At 71.7% G+C, this 26,183-nt stretch carries 25 protein-coding genes and 1 tRNA gene; 9 read left to right on the forward strand and 17 right to left on the reverse strand.

The features are described 5' to 3' along the window. Window positions 1-310 precede the first annotated feature (310 nt). The 8 genes from VE614_RS17550 to VE614_RS17585 all read right to left on the reverse strand — a co-directional run bounded on the left by VE614_RS17550 (window position 311) and on the right by VE614_RS17585 (window position 8,110). A complete protein-coding gene (locus VE614_RS17550; RefSeq protein ID WP_324937535.1) occupies window positions 311-1,618 on the reverse strand; it encodes an MraY family glycosyltransferase in 1,308 nt (435 codons plus the stop codon). Between the two features lie 129 nt (window positions 1,619-1,747). Next, the gene (gene glyA / locus VE614_RS17555; RefSeq protein WP_324937537.1) at window positions 1,748-2,986 is read right to left on the reverse strand and encodes a serine hydroxymethyltransferase; all 1,239 of its coding nucleotides are present in this window, start codon (window positions 2,984-2,986) and stop codon (window positions 1,748-1,750) included. A gap of 69 nt (window positions 2,987-3,055) precedes the next feature. Beyond that, window positions 3,056-3,703, reverse strand: coding sequence for a protein-tyrosine-phosphatase (locus VE614_RS17560; RefSeq protein ID WP_324937539.1), 648 nt, complete (start codon window positions 3,701-3,703; stop codon window positions 3,056-3,058). 52 nt (window positions 3,704-3,755) lie between these two features. After that, on the reverse strand, window positions 3,756-4,403 hold the full coding sequence (locus VE614_RS17565) for an L-threonylcarbamoyladenylate synthase (RefSeq protein ID WP_324937541.1): 648 nt from the start codon (window positions 4,401-4,403) through the stop codon (window positions 3,756-3,758). A gap of 52 nt (window positions 4,404-4,455) precedes the next feature. Then, window positions 4,456-5,301, reverse strand: coding sequence for a peptide chain release factor N(5)-glutamine methyltransferase (prmC, locus tag VE614_RS17570; RefSeq protein ID WP_324937543.1), 846 nt, complete (start codon window positions 5,299-5,301; stop codon window positions 4,456-4,458). A gap of 36 nt (window positions 5,302-5,337) precedes the next feature. Next, window positions 5,338-6,405, reverse strand: a complete 1,068-nt coding sequence (gene prfA, locus VE614_RS17575; protein ID WP_324937545.1) for a peptide chain release factor 1 — start codon at window positions 6,403-6,405, stop codon at window positions 5,338-5,340. A gap of 146 nt (window positions 6,406-6,551) precedes the next feature. Further along, window positions 6,552-6,776 carry a 50S ribosomal protein L31 gene (gene rpmE, locus VE614_RS17580; protein WP_030944953.1) on the reverse strand — a complete coding sequence of 75 codons (225 nt, stop codon included), beginning with the start codon at window positions 6,774-6,776 and terminating at the stop codon, window positions 6,552-6,554. A gap of 200 nt (window positions 6,777-6,976) precedes the next feature. Next, window positions 6,977-8,110, reverse strand: a complete 1,134-nt coding sequence (locus VE614_RS17585) for an LCP family protein (RefSeq protein ID WP_324937547.1) — start codon at window positions 8,108-8,110, stop codon at window positions 6,977-6,979. 275 nt (window positions 8,111-8,385) lie between these two features. Between VE614_RS17585 and VE614_RS17590 the strand changes: the two genes are divergently transcribed. Beyond that, on the forward strand, window positions 8,386-8,646 hold the full coding sequence (locus tag VE614_RS17590) for a hypothetical protein (protein ID WP_324937549.1): 261 nt from the start codon (window positions 8,386-8,388) through the stop codon (window positions 8,644-8,646). Window positions 8,647-8,772: 126 nt separating this feature from the next. On the opposite strand, the gene rho is transcribed toward VE614_RS17590, so the two are convergent. From rho to VE614_RS17625, 7 genes are all read right to left on the reverse strand, one after another. Then, window positions 8,773-10,800, reverse strand: a complete 2,028-nt coding sequence (gene rho / locus VE614_RS17595; protein ID WP_324937551.1) for a transcription termination factor Rho — start codon at window positions 10,798-10,800, stop codon at window positions 8,773-8,775. Window positions 10,801-11,208: 408 nt separating this feature from the next. Next, window positions 11,209-12,165: a homoserine kinase gene (thrB, locus tag VE614_RS17600; protein WP_324937553.1), complete on the reverse strand. Its 957-nt coding sequence runs from the start codon at window positions 12,163-12,165 to the stop codon at window positions 11,209-11,211. A 312-nt stretch (window positions 12,166-12,477) separates the two neighbouring features. Further along, on the reverse strand, window positions 12,478-13,536 hold the full coding sequence (gene thrC, locus VE614_RS17605) for a threonine synthase (protein WP_324937555.1): 1,059 nt from the start codon (window positions 13,534-13,536) through the stop codon (window positions 12,478-12,480). Window positions 13,537-13,542: 6 nt separating this feature from the next. Then, on the reverse strand, window positions 13,543-14,835 hold the full coding sequence (locus tag VE614_RS17610; protein ID WP_324937557.1) for a homoserine dehydrogenase: 1,293 nt from the start codon (window positions 14,833-14,835) through the stop codon (window positions 13,543-13,545). Window positions 14,836-14,988: 153 nt separating this feature from the next. Beyond that, window positions 14,989-16,380, reverse strand: coding sequence for a diaminopimelate decarboxylase (gene lysA / locus VE614_RS17615; RefSeq protein ID WP_324937559.1), 1,392 nt, complete (start codon window positions 16,378-16,380; stop codon window positions 14,989-14,991). Window positions 16,381-16,397: 17 nt separating this feature from the next. Next, window positions 16,398-17,375: an ArgS-related anticodon-binding protein NrtL gene (gene nrtL, locus VE614_RS17620; protein ID WP_324937561.1), complete on the reverse strand. Its 978-nt coding sequence runs from the start codon at window positions 17,373-17,375 to the stop codon at window positions 16,398-16,400. Between the two features lie 201 nt (window positions 17,376-17,576). Then, a complete protein-coding gene (locus VE614_RS17625) occupies window positions 17,577-18,077 on the reverse strand; it encodes a response regulator (protein WP_324937583.1) in 501 nt (166 codons plus the stop codon). Between the two features lie 149 nt (window positions 18,078-18,226). Between VE614_RS17625 and VE614_RS17630 the strand changes: the two genes are divergently transcribed. The 4 genes from VE614_RS17630 (at window position 18,227) to VE614_RS17645 (ending at window position 19,750) form a co-directional block, all read left to right on the forward strand. Then, window positions 18,227-18,298 (forward strand) — tRNA-Arg (locus tag VE614_RS17630). A 445-nt stretch (window positions 18,299-18,743) separates the two neighbouring features. Next, complete coding sequence (locus tag VE614_RS17635; RefSeq protein ID WP_324937564.1) at window positions 18,744-19,007, forward strand: CopG family transcriptional regulator; 264 nt, start codon at window positions 18,744-18,746, stop codon at window positions 19,005-19,007. Continuing rightward, window positions 19,004-19,417 carry a PIN domain-containing protein gene (locus VE614_RS17640; protein ID WP_324937565.1) on the forward strand — a complete coding sequence of 138 codons (414 nt, stop codon included), beginning with the start codon at window positions 19,004-19,006 and terminating at the stop codon, window positions 19,415-19,417. The genes VE614_RS17635 and VE614_RS17640 overlap by 4 nt, the downstream gene beginning before the upstream one ends. Before the next feature lie 108 nt (window positions 19,418-19,525). Further along, window positions 19,526-19,750: a hypothetical protein gene (locus VE614_RS17645; protein ID WP_324937567.1), complete on the forward strand. Its 225-nt coding sequence runs from the start codon at window positions 19,526-19,528 to the stop codon at window positions 19,748-19,750. Window positions 19,751-19,953: 203 nt separating this feature from the next. On the opposite strand, the gene VE614_RS17650 is transcribed toward VE614_RS17645, so the two are convergent. Further along, complete coding sequence (locus VE614_RS17650; protein ID WP_324937569.1) at window positions 19,954-20,967, reverse strand: Ku protein; 1,014 nt, start codon at window positions 20,965-20,967, stop codon at window positions 19,954-19,956. 62 nt (window positions 20,968-21,029) lie between these two features. On the opposite strand from VE614_RS17650, the gene ligD reads away from it, so the two are divergent. Further along, entirely contained in the window at window positions 21,030-21,911 is an 882-nt protein-coding gene (ligD, locus tag VE614_RS17655) for a non-homologous end-joining DNA ligase (protein WP_324937572.1), read from the forward strand. Between the two features lie 61 nt (window positions 21,912-21,972). Here the strand turns inward: ligD and VE614_RS17660 are convergent, their stop codons facing one another. After that, on the reverse strand, window positions 21,973-22,776 hold the full coding sequence (locus VE614_RS17660; protein ID WP_324937575.1) for a nuclease-related domain-containing protein: 804 nt from the start codon (window positions 22,774-22,776) through the stop codon (window positions 21,973-21,975). A 126-nt stretch (window positions 22,777-22,902) separates the two neighbouring features. Here VE614_RS17660 and VE614_RS17665 point away from each other — a divergent pair, with 126 nt between their 5' ends. The 3 genes from VE614_RS17665 to VE614_RS17675 all read left to right on the forward strand — a co-directional run bounded on the left by VE614_RS17665 (window position 22,903) and on the right by VE614_RS17675 (window position 25,518). Further along, window positions 22,903-23,382 (forward strand): protein-tyrosine phosphatase family protein, encoded by a 480-nt coding sequence (locus VE614_RS17665; RefSeq protein ID WP_414719589.1) that lies wholly within the window; start codon window positions 22,903-22,905, stop codon window positions 23,380-23,382. Between the two features lie 112 nt (window positions 23,383-23,494). Continuing rightward, window positions 23,495-24,256, forward strand: a complete 762-nt coding sequence (locus VE614_RS17670; protein ID WP_324937579.1) for a hypothetical protein — start codon at window positions 23,495-23,497, stop codon at window positions 24,254-24,256. Further along, on the forward strand, window positions 24,253-25,518 hold the full coding sequence (locus VE614_RS17675; protein ID WP_324937581.1) for an ATP-binding protein: 1,266 nt from the start codon (window positions 24,253-24,255) through the stop codon (window positions 25,516-25,518). The genes VE614_RS17670 and VE614_RS17675 overlap by 4 nt, the downstream gene beginning before the upstream one ends. Window positions 25,519-26,183: the final 665 nt, after the last annotated feature.

The raw sequence follows: 26,183 nt of genomic DNA on the forward strand, positions 1-26,183 counted from the left end.
TCCGGACGTCGTTGGACGGCATGGCGGCAACTCCGCTTTCGCAGGGGGGCAGGGGTGTCGTCATGGACGAGCGTAGTCCCGGGGGTGAGAGCGAACCTCACGCGAAGGGACCGTCGCACTACGGTCCTTCGGCTCTGTCCGGGGTTCTCGTGAACGGTATCACAAACTATTTGATGAGGTCTTTACCTGCCGGGTGTGCTGGCTGTCACACATGAGAGTGACCCTGCGCGTCTGTGCAAAAACCGAACCGACTTGTCTGGTATTGGGGTGCTTCGCTCCCCCACGGCTTGGCAATGCTTTAGTCAGATTCTTACCTTGAGAGCCGCGAACGGGGGCCCACGGCGGTCGCCCCGTTGACACCGGACACCCCGGCGGCCACAGGCGTACGCGGCTCCTGCTCCGCCGCGACCCCCTCGGCGACGGCCGGCTGCCCGGAGGCCACGACCACCCTGCGGCGCCGGTAGCGCGGCGGCACGAAGCGCTCCGCCCAGACGGGCGCGCGCGGCGTGAAGCGCGGCAGCAGCAGCAGGACGAGGCCGATCGCGCTCAGTACCACGACACCGAGCACAATCCACATGGACGCACTGTTCACGGAGTACGCCAGCGCCCCGAAGGCGATCAGCGCCGACCAGAAGTACATGATCAGAACCGCGCGGCTGTGCGAGTGGCCGATCTCCAGCAGCCGGTGGTGCAGATGCCCGCGGTCCGCGGCGAACGGCGACTGGCCGCGCCAGGTGCGGCGCACGATCGCCAGGATCAGGTCGGCGGCCGGGATGGCGATGATGGTCAGCGGCAGCAGCAGCGGGATGTAGACCGGGACCGTCTGGTGCACGGCCTCCTTCTCGGACCCCGCGAACAGCTTCAGCGCGTCCGGGTCGACCTGCCCCGTGATGGAGATCGCGCCGGCGGCGAGCACCAGGCCGATCAGCATCGAGCCGGAGTCGCCCATGAAGATCCGCGCCGGGTGCATGTTGTGCGGCAGGAAGCCCAGGCACATGCCCATCAGGATCGCCGCGAACAGCGTCGCCGGGGCGGCGGCCTCGATGCCGTACGACACCCAGACGCGGTAGGCGTAGAGGAAGAACGCGGCCGAGGCGATGCACACCATGCCCGCCGCGAGGCCGTCCAGGCCGTCCACGAAGTTCACCGCGTTGATGGTGATGACCACCAGCGCGACCGTCAGCAGCGTGCCCTGCCACTGGGTCAGCGCCACGTTGCCGACGCCCGGGATGGGCAGCCACAGGATCGTCAGACCCTGCATCACCATCACACCGGCGGCGATCATCTGGCCGCCCAGCTTGATCAGGGCGTCGATCTCGAACTTGTCGTCCAGGACGCCGATCAGCCAGATCAGGGCGGCTCCGGAGAGCAGCGCGCGCGGCTCGTTCGAGTTCTCGAAGACCTGGCTGAGGTTGGTGAGGTGGTCCGCGACCAGCAGCCCCGCGCACAGGCCGAAGAACATCGCGATCCCGCCGAGCCGCGGAGTCGGCTCCCGGTGCACGTCCCGGGCCCGGATCTCCGGCATCGCTCCCGCGACGATCGCGAACTTCCGCACCGGCCCGGTCAGCAGGTAGGTCACCGCGGCCGTGATGCAGAGCGTCAGCAGGTATTCACGCACGGGCTTCCCCACAGGTTTCGCTGGCCATCTCAGCCCCACACCCTAGCGAGGCACGCATATGTGTGGGGACTTACGGGTAGCGACGATGGTTGCATGCGTGGCTGTGCGCGGAAGACCGCCTCCCCCCGCTCAGCCGGGATACGGCGGAAATCGGCTCGTCAGTTCCCGCACTTCCTCACGCACGGCCTTGCCCTGTCCGGGTTCGCGCAGCGTGACGGCCAGCAGGCGGGCGATCCGCGCCATCTCCGTCTGCCCCATGCCCTGTGTGGTCACCGCCGCCGTGCCCAGCCGCAGGCCGCGCAGATCGCCGTGCGGCAGGGCGCAGCAGTCCAGGTTCATCCCGGCGGCCGCGAGCCGGCCGCGGGCGGTGCGGCCGTCGACGCCGAGCGGGAACGGGTCCGCGGTGATCAGGTGGGTGTCCGTGCCGCCGGTGGTGACGACCAGTCCCTCGGCGGTCAGCGCGGCCGCGAGAACCCTCGCGTTGGCGACCACCTGATGGGCGTACGCGGAGAACGCCGGTGTTGCCGCCTCGCCGAACGCGACCGCCTTCGCGGCGATGGTGTGCATCTGGGCGCCGCCCTGGGTGAACGGGAAGACCGCCCGGTCGACGCGCTCGGCCAGCTCGCCACCGCACAGGATCATCCCGCCGCGCGGACCCCGCAGCACCTTGTGGGTGGTGGCGCACACGACATCGGCGTACGGCACCGGGCTGGGTGCCGCTCCGCCGGCGACCAGGCCGATCGGGTGGGCGGCGTCGGCGATCAGGTACGCCCCGACCTCGTCGGCGATCTCACGGAAGAGCGCGTAGTCGGGATGACGCGGATAGGAGATGGACCCGCACACGATCGCCTTGGGCCGATGGCTGCGGGCCAGGGCGCGCACCTGCTCGTAGTCGACGAGCCCGGTCTCGCCGTCGACGCCGTAGCCGACGAAGTCGAACCAGCGGCCGGAGAAGTTGGCCGGCGAGCCGTGGGTGAGATGGCCGCCGTACGGCAGTCCGAGGGCGAGGACGGTGTCGCCGGGCCGCAGCAGCGCGGCGTAGGCGGCGAGCACGGCGGACGAGCCCGAGTGCGCCTGCACATTGGCGTGCTCGGCCCCGAACAGCGCCTTCGCCCGGTCCACGGCGATCCGCTCGGCCACGTCGACGATCTCGCAGCCGCCGTGGTAGCGGTTGCCCGGATATCCCTCCGCGTACTTGTTGGTGAGCGGGGAGCCGAGCGCGGCCAGCACGGCGGGCGAGGTGAAGTTCTCCGCCGCGATCAGCTGGAGCGTCGTCGACTGCCGTGCCAGCTCCCCGAGCAGCAGCTCGGCCAGCTCGGGGTCCTGAGCGCGCAGGACATCGGTCTCACGGGCAGGGGTGACCGTCATGGTGGGCTCCGGGGCGTCGACGCTGACGTACGTCCAATGTAGGCCCGGGTCCCGCAGCCCGCCCCGCGACTACATCCGTGCGGGTACTCCGGTCAGCGCCGTCACCACCGGATCAAGGGCCTGGTGTATCTCGTCGCCCACCGAGCGGAAGAACGGCAGGGGCGCCCCGTACGGGTCGTACACCTCGTCCGCCTCCGCCGTGGGGGCCAGCAGCCAGCCGCGCAGCGCGGCGGCGGCCCGTACCAGGGCACGGGCCCGCATGACCACACCGTCCTCCAGGGGAGGGAGCGTGGCGGGGTCGATGGCCTTCACCAGGCGGGTGAACTCCTTGAGGGTGAAGGTGCGCAGGCCCGCCGAGTGACCCATGGAGATGACCTGGGCACGGTGGTCGCGGGTCGCGGTCAGGACCAGGTCGGCCATGATGACGTGCTCGTCCAGCAGCTCCCGGCCGACGAACCCGGAGGCGTCCGCGCCGAACTCGGCCAGCACGGTCTCCGCGTTGGCCTCCATGGGCGCGCCCTCGTGGCCCCAGGTTCCGGCGCTCTCCACGATCAGTCCGCCGCCCAGCACACCGAGCCGCTGCGACACGAAATGCCGGGTCAGCCGCTCGGTGATCGGTGAGCGGCACACATTGCCGGTGCTGACGTGGAGGATGCGGAAGGTGTCCCTCGGGAAGCCGAAGGTCGTCGTCTCTTCCCCGCTGCCTATGCCGCGCATGGGGGTCCCCCCTGGTCGAGCGCAGCCGAGATCCCGGGGGACTCAGGGGCTGTCAATTCGCCACCTCGAGGTCGGGTACGACCTTCCGCAGCTCGTCCGCCGACAGCGCGCCCGCGCGCAGCAGCAGCGGCACCTCGCGGGTGACGTCGACGATCGAGGACGGCACATTGCCGGGGGTCGGACCGCCGTCGAGGTAGACGGAGACGGAGTCGCCCAGCATGCCCTGCGCCGCGTCGCAGTTCTCCGGCGCCGGATGGCCGGTGAGGTTGGCGGAGGAGACCGCCATCGGGCCGACCTCGGTCAGCAGCTCGATGGCGACCGGGTGCAGCGGCATCCGCACGGCGACCGTGCCGCGGGTGTCGCCCAGGTCCCACTGGAGGGACGGCTGGTGCTTGGCGACCAGCGTGAGGGCGCCCGGCCAGAACGCGTCGACCAGTTCCCAGGCCAGCTCGGAGAAGTCCGTGACGAGCCCGTGCAGGGTGTTCGGGGAGCCGATGAGCACGGGGGTGGGCATGTTGCGGCCCCGGCCCTTGGCCTGGAGCAGATCGCCGACGGCCTCCTTGGAGAAGGCGTCGGCGCCGATGCCGTACACGGTGTCGGTGGGGAGGACCACCAGCTCGCCACGGCGGACGGCGGACGCGGCCTCACGCAGACCGGTCACGCGGTCGGTCGCGTCGTTGGTGTCGTATCGCCGTGCCATATCTAGCGGGCCTCCTCGTACACGTGCTTCAGAGAAAGAGTGGGGGTGGTGCTCACGGCAGTGCCTTGCGGGCGGTGGCGAACCGTGGGCGGTTGTTGAGGTCGGGGTGGTCGGCCGCGTCGGCCCAGCCGCGTTCCTCGGTGAAGATCCACGGCACCTGCCCGCCCTGGGTGTCGGCGTGCTCGATGACGACGACACCGCCGGGACGCAGCAGCCGGTGCGCGGTGCGTTCCAGGCCCCGGATCAGGTCGAGGCCGTCCTCGCCGGAGAACAGGGCCATCCCGGGGTCGTAGTCCCGGGCCTCCGGGGCGACGTACTCCCACTCGGTGAGCGGGATGTACGGCGGGTTGGAGATGACCAGGTCGACCTGCCCGTCGAGGTCGGGGAAGGCGGTCAGCGCGTCGCCCTGCCGCAGGTCGACGCGGGAGCCCTCCACGTTCTTGCGGGTCCACACCAGGGCGTCCTCGCTCAGCTCCACGGCGTGCACCCGTGAGCGGGGCACCTCCTGGGCGAGGGCGAGCGCGATGGCGCCGGAGCCGGTGCACAGGTCGACGATGCACGGCTCGACGACGTCCATGGCGCGGACCGCGTCTATGGCCCAGCCGACGACCGACTCCGTCTCCGGGCGGGGCACGAACACCCCGGGCCCGACCTGGAGCTCCAGGTACCGGAAAAAGGCGCGGCCGGTGATGTGCTGGAGCGGTTCGCGCTGTTCCCGGCGCGCGACGACCTCCCAGTAGCGGGCGTCGAAGTCGGCGTCCTTCACGGAGTGCAACTCGCCCCGCTTCACGCCGTGCACGAACGCGGCGAGCTCCTCCGCGTCGGTGCGCGGCGAGGGCACGCCGGCGTCGGCCAGCCGCTGGGTGGCCTGGGCCACCTCCGCGAGCAGCAGGTTCACGCTCGTCCTCCGTGTGGGTACTTGCTCGTACGTGCCTTACGCGGCTGCGAGCTTGGCGGCCGAGTCCGCGTCGACACAGGCCTGGATCACCGCGTCGAGTTCGCCGTCCAGGACCTGGTCAAGGTTGTACGCCTTGAAGCCGACGCGGTGGTCCGAAATCCGATTCTCCGGGTAGTTGTAGGTACGGATCTTCTCGGAGCGGTCGACGGTGCGGACCTGGCTGCGGCGGGCGTCCGCGGCCTCCCTCTCCGCCTCCTCCTGCGCCATGGCGAGCAGCCTGGAGCGCAGGATACGCAGTGCCTGCTCCTTGTTCTGCAGCTGGCTCTTCTCGTTCTGGCAGGAGGCGACGACTCCGGTCGGAATGTGCGTGATGCGCACCGCGGAGTCGGTGGTGTTGACCGACTGGCCGCCCGGGCCGGAGGACCGGTAGACGTCGATGCGCAGGTCGTTCGGGTTGATCTCGACGTCGACCTCCTCCGCCTCGGGGGTGACGAGCACGCCCGCCGCGGACGTGTGGATACGGCCCTGCGACTCGGTCGCCGGCACGCGCTGCACGCGGTGCACGCCGCCCTCGTACTTCAGCCGCGCCCACACGCCCTGACCGGGCTCGATCTGCCCCCGGGCCTTCACGGCGACCTGGACGTCCTTGTAGCCGCCCAGCTCGGACTCGGTGGCGTCGATGATCTCGGTCTTCCAGCCGACCCGCTCGGCGTACCGCAGGTACATGCGCAGCAGATCGCCGGCGAACAGCGCGGACTCGTCGCCGCCCGCGCCCGCCTTGATCTCCAGGATGACGTCCTTGTCGTCGCTGGGGTCGCGCGGGACGAGCAGCAGGCGCAGCTTCTCGGTCAGCTCCTCGCGCTGCTTCTCCAGCTCCTTGACCTCGGCCACGAAGTCGGGATCGTCGGCGGCGAACTCGCGGGCGGTCTCGACGTCGTCGCCGGTCTGCTTCCAGGAGCGGTACGTCGCGACGATCGGGGTCAGCTCGGCATAGCGCTTGTTGAGCTTGCGCGCGTTGGCCTGGTCGGCGTGGACCGACGGGTCCGCGAGCTTCTTCTCCAGGTCGGCGTGCTCGACGACGAGCTCCTCGACGGCCTCGAACATCTCTGGGCTCCTGATGGGGGTGTCCCCTGCTCGGACGTGGCTGAGAACTTGGGGAAGTACGAAGGTGAAGTGGGCGGCGACTAAAAACGCCGGTCCCGGCACGCCCGCGGGAGGGGCGTGACCGTGGACCGGCGATATGGGGCTCGCTACTTCTTGGAGCCGGCGGCAGCCTTGCCGAAGCGGGCCTCGAAGCGGGCCACACGGCCACCGGTGTCGAGGATCTTCTGCTTGCCCGTGTAGAACGGGTGGCACTCGGAGCAGACCTCGGCCCGGATGGTGCCGGACGCGATGGTGCTACGGGTGGTGAACGACGCGCCGCAGGTGCAGCTGACCTGCGTCTCGACGTACTCGGGGTGGATGTCGCGCTTCAAGGTGTCTCCTAGGTTCGGGAGGGCGCCGGGTCGCCGCCGCGGGGTGCGGAAGCGTGAACCGGAGCCGACGTACCAGTCTGCCAGGACTGGGGCCATCCCCCAAAACCGGGGGTGCCGGTCTTCTATTCCCTGCGGGGCGTCTGTGGTTGTTCGCTCCCCACGCGGCGGAGCCGCACAGCGACCCGGCCCCGCGCCCCTGACTAGTTCACGACGCCCTCGGCTTCGCCGGTGGCCGTGCCTTCCGTGGCCGACTTCGGGATGGGCCGGTCGTTCTTCAGGGCCGTCCAGACCTGCTGGGCCTTGGTCTTTTCGAGGAGGACGCGGTTGGGGTCCGCCGGGTCGTAGACGACCGGCATGGTGACCATGGTCATGTCGGGCGCGTCGATGCCCTGGAGGCCGCTCGCGAAGGACATCAGGGAGTTCACCGAGCCGAGTCCGGAGTCGGTGGTCACGGTTTTCGTCGCGGTGTCGGCGAGGTCGTAGAGCTTCTTCGGGTTGCCGAAGAGGCCGATGTCCTTCACCTGCTTGAGCAGGGCCTTGAGGAAGGCCTGCTGGAGCTGGATGCGCCCGAGGTCGGAGCCGTCGCCGACGCCGTGCCGGGTGCGGACCAGGCCGAGGGCCTGCTCGCCGGTCAGCCGGTGCGGGCCGGCCTTCAGATCGAGGTGGCTGTCGGGGTCGTTGATGTCCCGGGTGGTGGTGATTTCGACGCCGCCCAGCTCGTCGATCAGCTTCTGGAAGCCCGAGAAGTCGACCTCCAGGTAGTGGTCCATGCGGAGGCCGGTCAGCGACTCGACCGTCTTGACCGCGCAGACGGCGCCGCCGGTGGAGTACGCGGAGTTGAACATCACGCCGGACGCGGCCGGATGGGTGCCGCCGTCGGTGTCGGTGCAGGCGGGCCGGTCGATGAGGGTGTCGCGCGGGATGGAGACGACGCCGGCCTTCCGGTGGCCCTCGTAGACGTGGAGGATCAACGCGGTGTCGGAGCGGGCGCTGCCGTCGTCGGTGCCGCCGCCGAGTGCCTTGTTGCTGCCGGAACGGGTGTCCGAGCCGAGGACCAGGATGTTCTGCGAGCCGTTGTCCGCCTTGGTGGGGCGGTCGGTGCCCAGGACCTGGTCGATGTCGACGCTCTTGAGGTTGCCGTTGAGCGTGAAGTAGACGTAGCCGAGCCCGGTGCCGCCGAGGACGACGATGCCCGCCGCGGTCCAGGCCGTGATCAGCAGCCCCTTGTGGTGTCTGCCGCGGGGCTTGCGGCGGCGGCCCTTGGCTCGGCGGCGTGGGCCGTTCGTGCCGGGCTCGCCCGCTATGCCGGGCCCCGGCGTGCTCTGGGCGGACATGTGCTCCTCGGCTCTCGTCGGTCGGTTACCCCCAGCGGTGGCGGTCGGACTCGGCCGAATGAACGACCCCGTACCGCTCCATCGTCGCCCCGCCGGGTCAGAGGGGGAAACTCGGCACAGGGTTGCATGACGCACTGTGCCCACCCGGGGCTCGGGTGGGCACGGTGCGTAGCGGTCGCGGGCCGGGCGTTCCCCGGCTCACCTGCGTTTTCAGGCGAGGATGCCGTACTGCTTGAAGTAGGTGCCGACCGAGATCCTTGTGGTGAAGATCTCGCTTGTTCATCACCAGGGGGCCGCCGGAGTCGCCGTTGCAGCCGGTGGTGGTGCCGCTGCCGGTGGCGAGCCGACGCTCCAGCTCGGCTGCGGGGGCCGAGCCGACGGCGGGCTCGACGGTGGGCCGCGGCGACGGCGTCGCCGCCTGCGCGGAGGTGGTCGGCAGCGCGGCGGCGACGGCGGCGTCGACCCCGGCCGCGCCCAAGGGCAGGGCGATGCGGGTACGGCGTCTGCGCAAGGAAGTCCCCCGGGGATGCACATGAGCAGGGATGCGCATGAGCGGGTGAGGGTGCGGGACGGCACCCGTACCTCTCGGCGCCAAAAGGCCGCCCCCCGTCACGTCCGTGACGGGGGGCGGCCTTGTTCACCCGGGGCGGGCTCGACGGCGGCTAGTCGCCGTTGCCCGGCGTCGGCGTCGTCTTCTGGATCTGCATCAGGAACTCGGCGTTCGACTTGGTCTGCTTCATCTTGTCCAGGAGCAGCTCGATCGCCTGCTGCGAGTCGAGCGCGTGCAGCACCCGCCGCAGCTTCCAGACGATGCCCAGCTCCTCGGCACCGAGCAGGATCTCTTCCTTACGGGTACCGGACGCGTCCACGTCCACCGCCGGGAAGATGCGCTTGTCCGCGAGCTTCCGGTCGAGCTTGAGCTCCATGTTGCCGGTGCCCTTGAACTCCTCGAAGATCACCTCGTCCATGCGGGACCCGGTGTCCACCAGGGCGGTGGCGAGGATGGTCAGCGAACCGCCGTCCTCGATGTTGCGCGCCGCGCCGAAGAACCGCTTCGGCGGGTACAGCGCGGTCGAGTCGACACCACCGGACAGGATGCGGCCGGAGGCGGGCGCGGCCAGGTTGTAGGCGCGGCCCAGACGGGTGATCGAGTCGAGCAGCACGACCACGTCGTGACCCAGCTCCACGAGACGCTTGGCGCGCTCGATGGCCAGCTCGGCGACCGTCGTGTGGTCCTCGGCCGGGCGGTCGAAGGTAGAGGAGATGACCTCGCCCTTCACCGACCGCTGCATGTCGGTGACCTCTTCCGGACGCTCGTCGACGAGGACGACCATCAGGTGGCACTCGGGGTTGTTGTGCGTGATCGCGTTGGCGACCGCCTGCATGATCATGGTCTTGCCGGTCTTCGGCGGGGCCACGATCAGACCGCGCTGGCCCTTGCCGATCGGCGAGACCAGGTCGATGATGCGGGTGGTGAGCACGCCCGGGTCGGTCTCCAGGCGGAGCCGGTCCTGCGGGTACAGCGGCGTCAGCTTGTTGAACTCCGGGCGGCCGCGGCCGTGTTCGGGCGCCATGCCGTTGACGGAGTCGAGGCGGACCAGCGCGTTGAACTTCTCGCGCCGCTCACCTTCCTTGGGCTGGCGGACCGCGCCGGTGACGTGGTCGCCCTTGCGCAGGCCGTTCTTGCGGACCTGGGCGAGGGAGACGTACACGTCGTTCGGACCCGGCAGGTAGCCGGAGGTGCGGATGAACGCGTAGTTGTCGAGGATGTCGAGGATGCCCGCGACGGGGATCAGGACGTCGTCCTCGGCGATCTGCGGCTCGGTGGTGGCGATGTCGTCGCGACCGCGACGGCCCCGGCGGTCGCGGTAGCGGCCGCGACGGCCGCGACGGCCGCCCTCGAAGTCGTCGTCGTCCTGCTGACGGTCACGGTCACGGTCCTGACGGCCGCCACCCTGCTGCTGGCTCTGCTGCTGTCGCTGGCCGCCCTGGCCCTGCTGGTCGTCACCCTTGCGGCGGTCACGGTCACGGTCACGGTCGCGGTCCCGGTCGCGGTCCCGGCCGCGCTCGCGACGGTCGCGGCGGCGGCCCTCGCCGCCGTCACCGGCGTCGCCCTTGGCGTCACCCTGCTGCGACTGCTGCTGCGCGGGCGTCTCGGCCTTCGGCTCGCTCTTCGCCTCGGCGGCGACGGTCTCCGGCGCGGCGGGGGCGCCCGCCTCGGCGGTGGCGCGGCGGCGACGGCGCTCGGCCGGGGCTTCCTCGGCGGTCTCGGCCGGGGCCTTGGGCGAGGGCTGGCCGGGGATCTCGATCTGCTGCTGCGCCACGGCCTTCTCGGCCGGCGCCTCCGACTTCTCCGCCTTCTTCGCGGCGGATTCCTCGCCCGTGCGGGCCTTGGAGGTGGCGCGGCGCTTCGGCTTGGTCTCGGTGGCGGTCTCGGCCTTGACGGGGGCTCCCCCGGCGGCCTGCGCCTCCTTGATGACCTCGATCAGCTGGCTCTTGCGCATCCGCGCGGTGCCCCTGATTCCGAGGCCGGATGCGACCTGCTGCAGCTCGGCCAGCACCATGCCCTCAAGGCCGGTACCGCGGCGCCGCCGGGAGCCGGCACCGGTGGCAGGCGCGGAGGCGTCCGTGGCGGGCGCGGCAGCGGTCTCCTCGACACGTGCGCCCATCAGATCGGTGGTGTCGCTCACGAAGGGTCCTTCCCTGGAGCGGACGTCGGCCTGTCTGGCTCGGCGACCGGTTGTGCTGTCCGGCTTCGGTCCTTGATGTGTGAACCGTGCCGGGGCGGTGGTCCGCCTAAGCGGCGGAAGAGATATCTGGTGATGGCGCTTCCTCGAGCCGTGGCACCTGGTGTCACGTGGCGTGGTCGCACCGGTTCCGGAGCGTGCCCGGCGGGCCGCTCAGTGTCGCCATACGACGTACTGCCCGCATACGAGGTACGAGACACAGTGCGACTTGGGGGGCTCCCGGAAGAATGTCTGTCCCGGACGGGGACACGAGGCACCTCGCCATGGTGAGGTCGGGTGCAGACTTGAGGTTAACACTACCGGATCCAACAAACATTCCCCCTCTCCACATCCGGCAATCGCCCGCTCTTTTTAATTCGCGCCGCTCGCGCCGCTCGCGCCGTTCACTCCGCCGGTCGCGAGCGGCAATACGCTCGCGCCCCGCAGGTCGAGGGCGAGCCGGTTCGCCGCCCAGTCCGCGCCGGCCAGCGCTTCCACCTTGTCGGCGGTGCCGGCGTCGGCCAGGGCCATCACGGTGGGGCCCGCGCCGGAGATCACCGCGGGGATCCCGTCGGCCCGCAGCCGCTCCACCAGCGCCGCGCTCTCGGGCATGGCGGGGGCCCGGTACTCCTGGTGCAGCCGGTCCTCGGTGGCGGGCAGCAGCAGCTCGGGGCGCCTGGTCAGGGCCTCCACGAGCAGGGCGGCGCGGCCCGCGTTGACGGCGGCGTCGACGTGCGGCACGGTGCGGGGGAGCAGGCCGCGCGCGGTCTCGGTCAGGACCGGCTTTCCGGGCACGAAAACCACCGGAACGATGGAATCCGAGGGATCCATCCTGATGGCCCGCGCGGCGCCGTTCTCCATCCAGGAAAGGGTGAAGCCGCCGAGCAGGCAGGCCGCGACATTGTCGGGGTGGCCCTCGATCTCGGTGGCCAGCTCCAGCAGCGCCGCGTCGTCGAGCTTGGCCTCGCCGCCTATGGTCACGGCGCGCGCGGCGACGATGCCGGCGCAGATGGCGGCGGAGGAGGAGCCCAGGCCGCGGCCGTGCGGGATGCGGTTCGCGCAGACGATCTCCAGGCCGCGCGGCTGTCCGCCGAGGACGTCGAAGGCGGCACGCAGGGAGCGGACGAGGAGGTGCTTCTCGTCGCGGGGCAGCGTCTCGCTTCCCTCACCCGCGATGTCGATGTGCAGCCCGGAGTCGGCCACCCGGACGACCACGTCGTCGTACAGACCCAGCGCGAGGCCGAGGGCGTCGAAGCCCGGGCCGAGGTTGGCGCTGGTGGCGGGGACGCGCACCCGGACGGCGGCGGCGCGGAACGCTGGACCGGCCATCGCTCGATGACTCTCCTTGAGCTGCGTGATTGTCGAATGACATTCGATGACGTACGAGGACCCGGGGACCGCAGGGGAAACCGCTGACGGGGCCGCTGATCACGAAGACCGGCGCGGCACCGCGGCATATGCGGCGGGCGGGTTCGGTACAGCCTATCGAAGGTAGGTTCTGTGGCGACATAGGGCGCACAGGAGGCGCACGATGCGTGTCGTAAGCCCCCTGTGCACCCCCCGTCAGAGACGTTCCCCGGGCAAGCGCCCTCTTACGCCTGACGTGGCGTTCGTTACACCGGACCGAGCCGCCCGCGCTCGTTACACCAGGCCGAGCCGCTCGGCCGCCGTCGCCGCGTCGACCGGGACGGTGACCGGCTGCGGCGCGCCGGCGACGGCCCAGTCCGGGTCCTTCAGGCCGTTGCCGGTGACGGTGCAGACGATCCGCTGGCCGGGGTCGACCTTGCCCTGCTCGGCGGCCTTGAGCAGACCGGCCACCGACGCGGCGGAGGCGGGCTCCACGAAGACGCCCTCCTGGGCGGCCAACAGGCGGTAGGCGCGCAGGATCTCACGGTCCGTCACCTCGTCGATGAAGCCGCCGGACTCGTCCCGGGCGTTCAGCGCGTGCTGCCAGGAGGCGGGGTTGCCGATCCGGATCGCGGTGGCGATGGTCGACGGGTCCTTGACCACCTCGCCGCGCACCAGGGGCGCGGAGCCGGAGGCCTGGAAGCCCCACATACGCGGAGTCTTGGCCGACACGCCGTCGGCGGCGTACTCCTTGTAGCCCTTCCAGTAGGCGGTGATGTTGCCCGCGTTGCCGACCGGCAGGACGTGGATGTCGGGCGCGTCGCCGAGCATGTCGACGATTTCGAAGGCGGCGGTCTTCTGACCCTCGATACGCACCGGATTCACCGAATTGACCAGCGCGACGGGGTAGTTGTCGCTCAGCGCCCGGGCGAGCGTCAGGCAGTCGTCGAAGTTGCCGTCGACCTGGAGGATCTTCGCGCCGTGCACCAGGGCCTGGCCCATCTTGCCGAGCGCGATCTTGCCCTGCGGGACGAGGACGGCCGAAACCATGCCGGCGCGCACGGCGTACGCGGCGGCACTCGCCGACGTGTTGCCGGTGGAGGCGCAGATGACGGCCTTCGCGCCCTCCTCCTTGGCCTTGGAGATGGCCATGGTCATGCCGCGGTCCTTGAAGGACCCGGTGGGGTTCGCACCCTCCACCTTGAGGTGGACCTCGCAGCCCGTGCGCTCGGAGAGCACCTGCGCGGGCACGAGGGGCGTGCCGCCCTCACGGAGCGTCACGACCGGCGTGGTGTCGGATACCGGCAGCCGGTCCCGGTACTCCTCGATGATTCCGCGCCACTGGTGGGTCATTGCTGGTTACTCTCCTTCAACCCGCATGATGCTGGCGACACCGCGCACGGTGTCGAGCTTGCGCAGCGCCTCGACGGTCCCGTTCAGGGCGGCGTCGGACGCGCGGTGGGTGACGACGACGAGGGACGCCTCGCCGTCCTTCCCCTGCTGGCGGACGGTGTCGATCGAGACACCGTGCTCGGCGAAGACCGTCGCGACCTGGGCGAGAACGCCCGGTTTGTCGGCCACGTCGAGGCTGATGTGGTACCGCGTGACGACCTCGCCCATGGGCGAGACGGGCAGCGCGGCGTAAGCGGACTCGCCCGGTCCGGTGGTGCCGCTGAGCCGGTTGCGGCAGACGGCGACCAGGTCGCCGAGGACGGCGGAGGCGGTGGGCGCGCCACCGGCGCCGGGGCCGTAGAACATCAGCTGGCCGGAGGCGTCCGACTCGACGAAGACCGCGTTGTACGCGCCGCGCACGGAGGCGAGCGGGTGGCTCAGCGGAATCATCGCCGGGTGCACGCGGGCGGTGACGGACTCCCCGTCGGCGGCCCGCTCGCAGATGGCGAGCAGCTTGATGGTGCAGCCCATCTCCTTCGCGGAGGCGAAGTCGGCGGCCGTCACCTCGGTCATGCCCTCGCGGTAGACGTCGTCGAGGCGCACGCGCGTGTGGAAGGCGATCCCGGCGAGGATCGCGGCCTTGGCGGCGGCGTCGAAGCCCTCGACGTCGGCGGTCGGGTCGGCCTCGGCGTACCCGAGCGCGGTGGCCTCGTCGAGCGCCTCCTGGTAGCCGGCGCCGGTCGAGTCCATCTTGTCGAGGATGAAGTTCGTGGTCCCGTTGACGATGCCGAGCACCCGGTTGACCTTGTCGCCGGCCAGCGACTCGCGCAGCGGGCGGATCAGCGGGATGGCACCGGCGACGGCGGCCTCGTAGTAGAGGTCCTTGCCGTGCTCCTCGGCGGTGGCGTGCAGGGCGGCGCCGTCCTGGGCGAGGAGGGCCTTGTTGGCGGAGACCACGGACGCCCCGTGCTCGAAGGCGGTGGTGATGAGGGTGCGGGCGGGCTCGATGCCGCCGATGACCTCGACGACGACGTCGATGTCGCCGCGCTTGACGAGGGCGGTGGCGTCGGTGGTGACGAGGGCGGGATCGATGCCCTCGCGGACCCGGTCGGGCCGTCGTACGGCCACGCCCGCCAGCTCGACGGGGGCTCCGATCCGGGCGGCGAGGTCGTCGGCGTGCGTCGTCATGATGCGCGCCACCTCTGAGCCGACCACTCCACAGCCCAGCAGCGCCACCTTCAGCGGACGCGTACGCATCATCCGACCTCGTTTCCTCATACCGTCTTCGGTTTCACCAGTCTCACTCACCGGACCGCGGTTTCTGCCACTGGTCCGGATCGTGAGACGTCTATTTCATCTTCGCAGGGGTGGAAGACCGGAGATCTTCCACCCCCGACGACTCACCGGCGGGGATCAGCCCACATCGAGCCGCAGCAGGTCGTCCTCGGTCTCCCGGCGGACGATCACCCGCGCCTCGCCGTCCTTCACGGCGACGACCGGCGGGCGGAGCACATGGTTGTAGTTGCTGGCCATGGAGCGGCAGTACGCCCCGGTGGCCGGTACGGCGATCAGGTCGCCCGGCGCCACATCGGCCGGCAGGAACGCGTCCTTCACCACGATGTCACCACTCTCGCAGTGCTTGCCGACCACCCGGGCGAGCATCGGCTCGGCGTCCGAGGCCCGGGAGACGAGAGCGACGCTGTACTCCGCGTCGTACAACGCCGTACGGATGTTGTCCGACATGCCACCGTCGACCGAGACGTACGTCCGCAGCCCGTCGAGCGGCTTGATGGTGCCGACCTCGTAGAGGGTGAAGGCGGTCGGGCCCACGATGGCCCGCCCGGGCTCGACGGAGATCCGCGGAGTCCGCAGCCGGGCGGCCTCGCACTCACGCGTCACGATCTCCGTCAGCGCCTTGGCGATCTCGTGCGGCTCGCGGGGATCGTCGTCACTCGTGTACGCGATCCCGAGCCCGCCGCCGAGGTCGATCTCCGGCAGCTCGACGCCGTGCTCGTCCCGGATGTCCTTCAGCAGGCCGACCACGCGGTGCGCGGCGACCTCGAACCCGGACATGTCGAAGATCTGCGACCCGATGTGGCTGTGGATCCCGATCAGCTCCAGCCCGTCGAGCTGAAGCGCCCGCCGCACGGCCTCGGCCGCCTGCCCGCCCGCGAGCGGAATGCCGAACTTCTGGTCCTCGTGGGCGGTGGCGATGAACTCGTGCGTATGGGCTTCCACCCCGACGGTGATACGAATCTGCACCCGCTGCCGCCTGCCCAGCTCCCGCGCGATGTGCGCCACCCGCGCGATCTCCTGGAAGGAGTCGAGCACGATCCGCCCGACCCCGGCGCGGATGGCCCGCTCGATCTCCGCCGGGGACTTGTTGTTGCCGTGAAAGGCGATACGGTCGGCCGGCATCCCGGCGGAGAGCGCCGTGGCCAGCTCGCCGCCGGAGCACACGTCGAGATTGAGCCCCTCCTCGTGCAGCCAGCGCACCACCGCGCGGGACAGGAACGCCTTGCCCGCGTAGAAGACGTCGGCGTCCTGGCCGAAGGCGGTACGCCAGGCCCGCGCCCGGGCCCGGAAGTCCGTCTCGTCGAGGATGTAGGCGGGGGTGCCGAACTCCTCCGCGAGGCTCTTCGCATCGATCCCGCCGACGGTGAGCACCCCGTCGCCGTCGCGGGTGACGGTCTGCGCCCACACCTTCGGGTCGAGGGCGTTGAGGTCGGCGGGCGGAGCGGAGTAGTGGCCCTCGGGAAGGACGTCGGCGTGACGGGGCCCGGCGGGGTGTGCGGAACGGCTCATGACGTGTCGTGGCTCTCTCAGAGGTGTTCGGGTGCGTCGATGCCGAGCAGGGACAGGCCGCCGGCCAGCACCGTCCCGGCCGCTTCGGCGAGCGCGAGCCGGGCACGGTGGGCGGCCGAGGGTTTCTCCTCCCCGCGTGGCAGCACGGCGGGAAGGAGGGGGAGAACGGCGTCGGCGACGCTGACGAGATGCCGGGCGAGACGGTCCGGGGCACGGTGGGTGGCGGCCGCGGCGAGGATGCGGGGGTGATCGGCGAGCAGGGCGGGCAGCCCGTCGGCATCGACGAGGTCGCCGAGCGGGCCCGGCTCGGCGGTGAAACCGAGATCGGCGGCATTGCGCCCGAGCGCCCGGGTGCGGGCATGGGCGTAGCGCACGCGGAAGAGCGGGTTGCTCTCCCGCTGGACCAGATGGTCGGCGGTGATCCGGGGCCGGTCGCGCGAGGCGGGATACAGCAGCGCCCAGCGGGCGGCGTCGGGACCCAGCGGTGCGGGATCCTCCGGCGCGGGCACGGGCCGCAGCGTCACGGGCTCCCCGTGCCCGACCTCGCCCCGGCCGCCCTGCGAGCCGACGATCCGCACGAGCGCGTCGGCGACGACCTCGGCGCGCACGTCGTACGGGATCCGAAGCTCCACGACCTGCCCGGCGAGGGAGTCACTGTGCCCGTACCGCGGACCGTCGCGGAGGATCCGCCGCACAAGACCGTCGGCGGCGGAGTCCTGAAGCCGGATGTTGAGGAAGCCGGGCCCGGTGATCTCGACCCCGCCGACGCCCTCGGCGCTCGCCAGATACGGCCGGATCACCTCGGCGACCCGCAGCGGCGGCTGCCCGGCCGGACGGGCCAGCTGGAGCGCGATGCTGGTCGCGTAGTCCCCCCAGCCCCCCGGCCCCGGCGGCGTCACCACGGCCCGCGCGGGAACGGTCACGCTCAGCTCCCCCGCGTCGACAGCGCGACGCACCGCGTGCAGCACGGTGCGCGAGAGCTCGACGGGGGTCACGGGACAAGCGTAGGGGAGGAGGGGGGTGGGTGGGCGAGCCGGTTTCCGCACCCTTCCGGCATGTGGACGGGCGACGACAAGCGCCTCGCCCGCCTGCACCTCACCGAGACCTCCCGGCGTCGGCTCGCCGAGGTCCGTGAGCGGGAAGAGGCCTCCCTCAGCGAGGCCGCGAGGACACGACGCCGGCGACGACACCCCGCGTCAGCTGCCGGCCCGTCCGGCGATCTCCCCCTCCTCCGCACCGAGCAGCCCATCGGGCTCTCCCTCGGTGCCGCCCTTCCTCTCCTCGATCAACCGGCGCACGATCCGCACGAGCTCCGCCGGCTCGAAGGGCTTGGCGAGAAAGGCGTCGACGCCGATGTCACTGCCGCTGTCGACCTCGTGCGGCGTGCAGGCACTGACGATCGCCAGCGGCAGCTCACGCGTCCGCGGATCCGCCCGCAGCCGCGCGGCGGTCCGCAGCCCGTCCAGCCGCGGCATCACGACATCGAGGGTCACGACATCCGGACGCACCTGATGCACGACTTCCAGACACTCGGCACCATCGGCCGCGGTCACGACCTCGAGGCCCTCCAGCTCGAGATTGACCCTGATCAGCTGCCGGATGACCTTGTTGTCGTCCACAACAAGCACCCTGCCCCACGCGCCTGGCACAACTCGAGAGTAGGTCCGGACCGGCCACCGCGTCCCGGTTTTCCCCACTTCCACCCCCTGCGGGGGAACCGGCGGGGGAACCTGCGGGGGAACCGGCGGGGGAACCCACCCACGCCACCACCGGGAAACCCGTTCATGAACACCCCCACGGAGCTGGTAGTGTTCTACCCGTCGCCGCGAGACACCGCGAACGACACGCCCCCGTAGCTCAGGGGATAGAGCAACGGCCTCCGGAGCCGTGTGCGCAGGTTCGAATCCTGCCGGGGGCACACTGTGTAAGTGTGTCCAAGACCCCGTCACCAGCGGAAGCGCTGAGAGCGGGGTCTTCGCGTATGTGCAGGCGTGTGCCGTCTTCCGGTCGTATGTCGAGGAGCCGGTGCTCTCGGAGGAGATGGAGGCCGGGCCATGCCCCCCTCCCCACCCGGCCGGGGGCATCAGCGGCGGCTTCCCTGACGGCTCTGACCAACGAGGACCCGAGCTCGTCGGCCGGCGCCCTGATGCCCGCCCCGTGTCCCGCAGCCCGCCCTCGGCAGGACTGTGCGGCGATCACCGTCCGCGGCCCACGCCTCCCCTGGGAGCACCGCGTTCCTTGGCCTGTCGAACTCCGCATGGCGTCCATCGGTCCTCTCCAGGTCATCGCATCGCCTGCAGCAATGCCAGAGAGGGAGAGTGGCTCAACCCAGTACGGGGAGGATGAGAGGTAGGATGAGTAGCATGAGTGAGCCCACCGGCAAATACTCGATCACCATGCCGCGCGACATCGCCGAAGCTGCCAAGGCCCGCAGCGGCCCCTCCGGCCTGTCCGCCTACGTGGCCGCGGCCGTCGCCCGTCAGATCGAACGGGACAACCTCAACGACCTCATCGCCGTCGCCGAAGCCGAGCACGGCCCCGTCACGGAAGAGGAGATCCAGTCCCTGCGGGATCAGCTCGCGCAGGCACGACACGAGCAGACGCGGGGCGGATCGAGCGCCGCGTGACCCGCTCCCCCGCCGTTCCGGGCGGCACCCTCGTCCTCGACAGCGAAGGGCTGGCCAAGGCCGTCCTACGCGACCGCAGGGTCACCGGCTGGCTCGCCCTGGCCCGAGCCGACGACCTGCGCGTGATCACCTCCGCCGCCACCCTCGCCGAAGTGGTCCACCCTCGTATCAACCGCCCCGCTCTGGAGTGGACGCTCTCCCGCCTCGTCGTCGAGCCAATCACCGAGCCCATCGCCCGCCACGCCGCCGACGTCCTCGCCGACGCCGGCCTGCACGGCCACAAGTACGCCATCGACGCCATGCTCGCCGCCACCGCCCTGGCTGCCCCGGGACCGGTCACGATCCTCACCTCGGACCCCGAGGACCTTGCAGCCCTGTGCGGCGGACGGGCCACGGTCGTCAAGGTCTGACCATCAGCCTCCGGGGCTTCGTCTCATCGGGACGGAATTCCGCGTGCCCAACGCACACGGCACGCGGGGCGGATCGACATCCTGGCGCGGGATGCGCATGGCTCCTGGGTGGTGATCGACCTCAAGCGCGCGGACGGTCCCGCTCGGCAGGCTCCGCACGAAGTGACGCTCGTCGACCGCGCGGCGGAAGTCGGTGGACACGACCTGCTCGCCGCCGACCTCTGCCACGCCAAGGACATCAAGGCCGTGCCGCGCACCCTTCGGCCTGTGCTTCGCCATCGGCAAAGTGAACGCGGCCGACGTACCCGACCACATCAAGAAGGGGTGCGATGACTTGCGGGACCGCGAGCCGAGGACCCACTCGAGTACTCGGGCCGAGCACTCGTCAGCAAGGCCGCTGACCCGCGGACACCTCTGGGATAAGTCCGGCCCCGGAGCCGTGTGCGCGGGTTCGAGTCCTGCCGGGGGCACCTTGGATGAGGTCCCGAAGACCCCGTCGTCGGCGGTAGCGCCGAGGTCGGGGTCCTTTTGTGTGCTCACGCCGAGCGCTTGCGGGAGGATGTGGACTTCTTGGTCGTCGTCTTCTTCGCCGCCGATGTCTTCTTGGTGCCCTGGGTGGTCGACTTGGCTGTCGACTTCTTGGTGGAGGACGTGGTGGTCTTCTTGGCGGCGGTCTTCTTCGCCGGGGTCGTCGAGGTGGACTTCTTGCCGCCTGTCTGTTTCGGGGCCGGGCGGGAGGTGAGGGTGGTGACGTCGGCGCCCTCTCCGCGGGACTCCTTGGCCGCGCGGACGCTGTTCTCCAGGGCGGCCATGAGGTCGAGGACCTTGCCGCCCTTCGCGGGTTCGGGGACCTCCGGGGGTGTCTCGCCGGCGGCCTTGGCGGCGATGACCTCCTCGACGGCCTCGCGGTACTCGTCGTGGAGGTCGGACAGGTCGACCTCGCCGAGGGTGTCCATGAGGGCGTCGGCGAGGTCGAGTTCCTTGTCGCGGACGGTGACGCCGGTGTCGGGGGCGACGCCCTCGGGGGCGCGTACCTCGTCGGGCCAGAGGAGGCCGTGCATGACGATGACCTCGTCGACCACGCGGAGCATGCCGAGGCGTTCGCGGCCGCGCAGGGCGAACTTGGCGATGGCCACCTTGTTGCTGCGCTTCAGGGCCTCGCGCAGAAGGGTGTACGGCTTGGCGGCGGGGGCGCCGCTCGCGGCGAGGTAGTAGGCCGCGTCCATCTGGAGCGGGTCGATCCGTTCGGCCGGGACGAAGGCGACGATCTCGATCGTCCTCGCGGTGGGGAGCGGCAGGTGGGCCAGGTCCTCTTCGGTGATGGGGATGATCGTGCCGTCGGCGTCCTCGTAGCCCTTGCCGATCTCCGACTGGGTGACCTCGCGGTCCTCCAGCTCGCAGACCTTGCGGTAGCGGATGCGGCCGCCGTCCTCGGTGTGGATCTGGCGGAAGGAGATCGAGTGGTTCTCGGTGGCGTTCACCAGCTTGATGGGGATGCTGACCAGGCCGAAGGAGATGGCTCCGTTCCAAATGGATCGCACGCGTCCCACCTTTCCACCGGTAAGCGGCCCTGCCCGGGTGTTATATCCCGGTTTTGTGTGATTCTCATCGTATGACGCCGATGACCGTGGTGGAGGGCCGGAAGCTCGCGCTGAGCAACCTGGAGAAGGTGCTGTATCCGGCGTCCGGCTTCACGAAGGGCGAGGTGCTGCACTACTACGCCACCACCGCCGACGTCCTGCTGCCCCATCTGCGCGATCGGCCGGTGTCCTTCCTGCGCTATCCGGACGGTCCTGACGGGCAGGTCTTCTTCACCAAGAACGTGCCGCCGGGTACGCCCGACTGGGTCATGACCGCCGAGGTGCCCCGCTCCGAGGGACCCTCGCGGATGGTGCTCGTGCAGGATCTGCCGAGTCTGATGTGGGCGGCGAACCAGGTCGCCGAGTTCCACACCCATCAGTGGCTCGCGAGCAGTCCCGAGGAGGCCGACCGGATCGTCTTCGATCTCGACCCGGGGGCGCCGGCGACCATCGTGCACTGCTGCGAGGTCGCCCTGTGGCTACGGGAGCGGCTGGCCGGGGACGGGATCGAGGCGTACGCCAAGACGTCCGGCTCGAAGGGGCTGCATCTGCTGGCGGCGGTGCGGGGGGCGTCCTCCGAGCGGACGTCCGAGTACGCCAAGGCGCTCGCCGTCGAGGCGGAGCGGGCCATGCCCCGGCTGGTCGTGCACCGTATGACGCGGAGTCTGCGCCCGGGCAAGGTGTTCGTCGACTGGAGCCAGAACGCCGCCCGCAAGACGACGGCGACCCCGTACACGCTGCGGGCGCGCGCCGAGCCGTGGGTGTCCGCGCCGGTGACCTGGGAGGAGGTCGAGGCGTGCGGGGATCCGGCGCAGCTGGCGTTCCGGGCGCCGGACATCGCCCCGCGGGTGCAGGACTACGGTGATCTGCTGGCCCCGCTGCTGGACGCGGAGCGGGCGGGTTCGCTGCCGTGAGCGCGGGTCGCCCGGCCGCCCAGCTCGCTTCGGCGTCCGGGCGAGCCGTCGCGCCGAGCCGTCACACCCGTCTCCAGGTGCGCCGGTCGCGCGCCATGGCGTGCAGGGCCTCGACGTCCGCCGGTTTGAGGACGCCGCCGAGACGGCCGAGCCCGTCGAGGTCGGCGTCGGTGAGGACGCGGACCCCGCGGACCGGGCCGGGCACGCTCAGCCGGGCGGGACCGACCAGCGCCAGCACGGGGCGGACCTCGGCGGTCAGGGCGTACGCGGCCCGGGAGGCGTCGGCGCGCAGGCGGCGCAGCAGCGGCAGCGGCTCCCGGCGGCCCAGCGCGACCATCGGATCGGTGACCACGACCCGCTGCCTGCGGGCGTACAGCGCGTGGACGGCGAACAGACCGCCGGGGCCGACGAGCAGGTGGTGGAGGCGGTCGCCGCCGGGCAGCGGCAGGGAGTGCAGCGTGTGCCAGCCCGCCCCGTCCAGGGCGTCCAGCGCCTCCCCCACCGTCTGCTCGGCCTCCAGGGCGCGGCGCCGCGGGTCGGGGCGCAGCCGGGGGCCGGGGGCCGGATCCCGCTCGACGGCGACGAGCAGGGCCTCGCCGGGGCGGTTGGGGGCGAGGTCGTCGTCGGGGTGGAGGCTGAGCCGGGCCAGTTCGGCGGGGCTCGGGACCGGGGGCGGGCCCACCGTGACCGGGCCGGTGACGAAGGGGTGCAGGGCGGCCAGGACGTCCTCCCTGCGGTCCTCGCTCAGCAGGTTGACGCGGGCCGTCTCACGGTCGTACCAGGCGATGTTCGCGCCGTCCGGGAGACAGACGTAGAGCCGTTCCCGGCCGTGCCGCCGGGTCGGTACGACGCGCAGTCCGGTCATGCACCATCACCCCATGACCATGGGAACAGGCGGGGTGCTGTGCGGGCAAGAACCCGGTTACCGTGGAGAGGAGTTGGGTGGGCGGTTGGGGAGGCGCCGTTGCGTACCCGCGGGAATGAAGCCGGCGTGCCCGCTCCGGACGGCCCGTGGCACGAGGTCGTGCCCGGTCTGTGGATGGGCGGGCACGAGTTCCGGGGCTCGGCGGGCGGGCTGGAGTTCGCCGTCGTACGGGACGAGTTCGATCTCGTCCAGACCCTGCTGCGGCTGCCCGGGCACGGGCCCGGTCCGGGCGTCGAGCACCAGGTGTGGCCCATCCCGGACGGCCCGCTGGACGGCACCCAGCTGGCGGGGGTGATCCGGCTGGCGGAGGCCGCGTGCGAGGCGGTGGACGCCGGGCGCCGGGTGCTGGTCCGCTGCTACCACGGGTACAACCGCTCCGGGCTGGTCGTCGCGCACGCCCTCGTCCGGCGGGGCCGCTCCGCCGAGGAGGCGATCCGGCTGATCCGGGCCCGCCGCTCGCCGTGGGCGCTGCACAACGAGCTGTTCGTGGAGTATCTGCGGGCGGGGCTGCCGACGGTGCGGCTGCTGGAGGAGCTGGCCGAGTGAGGGTGCCCCGGGGGCGTGCGGGATGATCGTTCCGCCTTGCCGCGACGCGCAAAAAGGACGTCCGTACGAATAAGGTGTACGGGTCCCTGGTCGCCCTGATCACCGGAGTCCCGTGCCCGTCCGCGCCCGCCCCCGCGCCTGTGCCGTCGCCGCCGCGCTGCTGGTCACCGGCGTCGCCGTCGCGGGCTGCGGGGACGCCGGCGGGCTGCAAGGCGCCGGGCCCACGCCGACCGCCGAGGGTCCGGCCCGGCTCTGGCCTGCACTGCCGCCCGCGTCCAGTCCCGCCTACGAGATCGGCGAGGTGGAACGCCAGGTCGTGAAGGGTGTCCGGGTGCCCGGCGGGGACGTCCGGACGGTGGATCCGGTGGCGGTCGTACGGACGGAGATCGACGCGAGCCCGGGGGACTACGAGGGAACCGACGCCCCGTATCGCGAGACGGGCGCGCGCCTGGCCGACTGCGCGGCGGGCGCGGGCCACGGCCGGTGCCCCGTGCTCACGCCGTACTACCGGGATCTGACCGGTGACGGCCACGACGACCTCACGCTCGGCTTCCGGCAGCTGCCCGGCGAGCTGACCGCCGTACGGGTGTACACGGTGGAGAGGAACCGGCTGGTGCGAGTCATGAGCTGGGACGACGCCATCAGCGGGGTGGAGCTGGCCGGGCGGTCGGTGATCATCCGATCGCCGTCGGAGGTGCAGGGGTACGAGTACCGGCTCCAGTGGAGCTGGGACCGGGACCAGAAGGCGATGCTGCTCACCCACGACGAGATGCTGCGCACCGACCGGGGCGCGCCCTCGCCCACCGAGAGCCGCGGCACCCCCTCCCCCGCGGAGAGCCGCGGCACGCCGTCCCCCACGGAGAGCCGGCGATGAGGCTTCCCCAGTGGGCCGGCGCGCTGGCCGTGAAAGCCGCGCTCTTCATCACCGTGATGTGCTGCGCCCTCGCCGCCATGCTCGGCGCCCTCGTCCATGTGTCGGTGACCCACCAGACCGTCGGCGAGGCCCGGGACCTCGCGCTGTCCCGGCTGGCGGACGCCACGGCGTCGTACGAGGCGGGAGACCCGCTGCCGCCCGGCGCGGGCCTCGACCCGGAGCAGCTGCCGGGGCCGCTGCGCGAACTGGCTCTCTCCGGCCGGCGCGGCACGATGGTCGCCGACCATCAGGGCCGGCCCACGATGTGGGCCGCGGGCCCCGCCGACGGCGGACGCGCCCTCGCCGTGGCCGTCGACTACTCGCAGCAGACCCGCACCATCGACGGCCTGGACCGGGCCATCGTCTGGTCCTCGGCGCTCGCGATCGGGGCGACACTGCTGGTCGGGGCGTTCGCGGTGACCCGAGTGACCCGGCGGCTGCACGCCACCGCACGCGTCGCGCGGCGGATCAGCGCCGGCGACCTGGACGCGCGGGTGCACGACCGGCGGGCCGGGGATCCTCGGCGGCCGCAGGACGAGGTGGGCGCGGTGGCCGCCGCGCTGGACTCCATGGCGGGGTCGCTCCAGGGCAAGCTGCTGGCCGAGCAGCGGTTCACCGCGGACGTGGCGCACGAGCTGCGCACCCCGCTGACGGGACTGCACGCCGCGGCCGAGCTGCTGCCGCCGGGGCGGCCCACGGAGCTGGTGCGCGACCGGGTGGCCGCGCTGCGCACGCTCACCGAGGACCTGCTGGAGATCTCCCGGCTGGACACCGGGCGGGAGCGGCTGGAACTGGACAGCGAGGAGCTGGGGGCGCTGGCCCGGCGGGTGGTGCGGGCCTCCGGGACGGACACCGAGGTGCGGGTGGCGCGGGACGCGCGGGTGGAGACCGACCGGCGGCGGCTGGAGCGGGTGCTGGGCAACCTGGTCGCTAACGCGCACCGGCACGGGCGGGCGCCGGTGGTGCTGACCGTGGACGGGCCGGCGGTCACCGTACGGGACCACGGGGACGGCTACCCGGACTATCTGCTGGCGCACGGACCGCAACGCTTCCGCACCGAGGGCGGGGCGCGCGGCCACGGCCTCGGGCTGACCATCGCCCTGGGCCAGGCGGAGGTGCTCGGCGCCCGCCTGGACTTCGGCAACGCCCCCGACGGCGGGGCGGTGGCCACCCTGACCCTGCCCCGCACCGCGCCGCCCCGGGCCCCCCACCCCGACCACTGACCGCGCACGGCCGTGGATCCCGTCGGCCCGGGGCACCCGTCTCGACCACCGACGGCGCGCTCCCGTGGACTTCGGCCCGGGGCACGCCCCCACGACCACTGACGGCGCGCCGCGTGGAGCGATGACGGCCGGGGCGCCGCCCGGCACCCGCCCGGCAGGCGGTGCCGAGCCTCAGCCCGGAGGCACCCGCGCCGCGACGCGGCGGGCCGGCGCACCGATCGCGCACTGGACGCGGTGCGGCGGGCCGAGCGCCCGGCGACACCCTCGGCACGGGACACCGACCGGCGCCTCCCGGCGCGCCCCGGCCTCGCGATCGGCGCGGAATACCGAGCGCCGCGCCCCGAGCACCCGTGCGGTGGCGCGGGGTCCGGCCCGCCCGGCCACCCGCTCGGCCACTCGCCCCCCGCTCGGCTCCTCGGCCACCTGGCCACGGCCCTCTGCCTCCGACCACCAGTCCGGCCAGGCCGGCCAGGCCACGAACGGCACCACCCGGCCACGAACGGCACCACCCGGCCACGAGCACCCGCCGGCCCTGACACACCCTCACCCGCCCCCGACCCCACCCCCTCTCCCTGATGGCGCACTGTGACAGGCGCCCCGCGGCGTGCGCTCCTAATGTGGCGATTAGTCAACTTCGCCCCCCTACGGAGGTACCCCTCATGTCC

The organism is Streptomyces sp. (assembly GCF_035645055.1).
Lineage (GTDB): Bacteria > Actinomycetota > Actinomycetes > Streptomycetales > Streptomycetaceae > Streptomyces.

Bases quoted from the DNA above. Each gene is read 5' to 3' on its own strand.
- ligD (WP_324937572.1), top strand. From the start codon at position 21,030: ATGACGCCGATGACCGTGGTGGAGGGCCGGAAGCTCGCGCTGAGCAAC.
- VE614_RS17610 (WP_324937557.1), bottom strand. From the start codon at position 14,835: ATGATGCGTACGCGTCCGCTGAAGGTGGCGCTGCTGGGCTGTGGAGTG.
- VE614_RS17560 (WP_324937539.1), bottom strand. From the start codon at position 3,703: ATGCGCGGCATAGGCAGCGGGGAAGAGACGACGACCTTCGGCTTCCCG.
- VE614_RS17565 (WP_324937541.1), bottom strand. From the start codon at position 4,403: ATGGCACGGCGATACGACACCAACGACGCGACCGACCGCGTGACCGGT.
- VE614_RS17585 (WP_324937547.1), bottom strand. From the start codon at position 8,110: ATGTCCGCCCAGAGCACGCCGGGGCCCGGCATAGCGGGCGAGCCCGGC.
- VE614_RS17635 (WP_324937564.1), top strand. From the start codon at position 18,744: ATGAGTGAGCCCACCGGCAAATACTCGATCACCATGCCGCGCGACATC.
- thrC (WP_324937555.1), bottom strand. From the start codon at position 13,536: ATGACCCACCAGTGGCGCGGAATCATCGAGGAGTACCGGGACCGGCTG.
- glyA (WP_324937537.1), bottom strand. From the start codon at position 2,986: ATGACGGTCACCCCTGCCCGTGAGACCGATGTCCTGCGCGCTCAGGAC.
- prfA (WP_324937545.1), bottom strand. From the start codon at position 6,405: ATGTTCGAGGCCGTCGAGGAGCTCGTCGTCGAGCACGCCGACCTGGAG.
- VE614_RS17675 (WP_324937581.1), top strand. From the start codon at position 24,253: ATGAGGCTTCCCCAGTGGGCCGGCGCGCTGGCCGTGAAAGCCGCGCTC.
- lysA (WP_324937559.1), bottom strand. From the start codon at position 16,380: ATGAGCCGTTCCGCACACCCCGCCGGGCCCCGTCACGCCGACGTCCTT.
- VE614_RS17660 (WP_324937575.1), bottom strand. From the start codon at position 22,776: ATGACCGGACTGCGCGTCGTACCGACCCGGCGGCACGGCCGGGAACGG.
- thrB (WP_324937553.1), bottom strand. From the start codon at position 12,165: ATGGCCGGTCCAGCGTTCCGCGCCGCCGCCGTCCGGGTGCGCGTCCCC.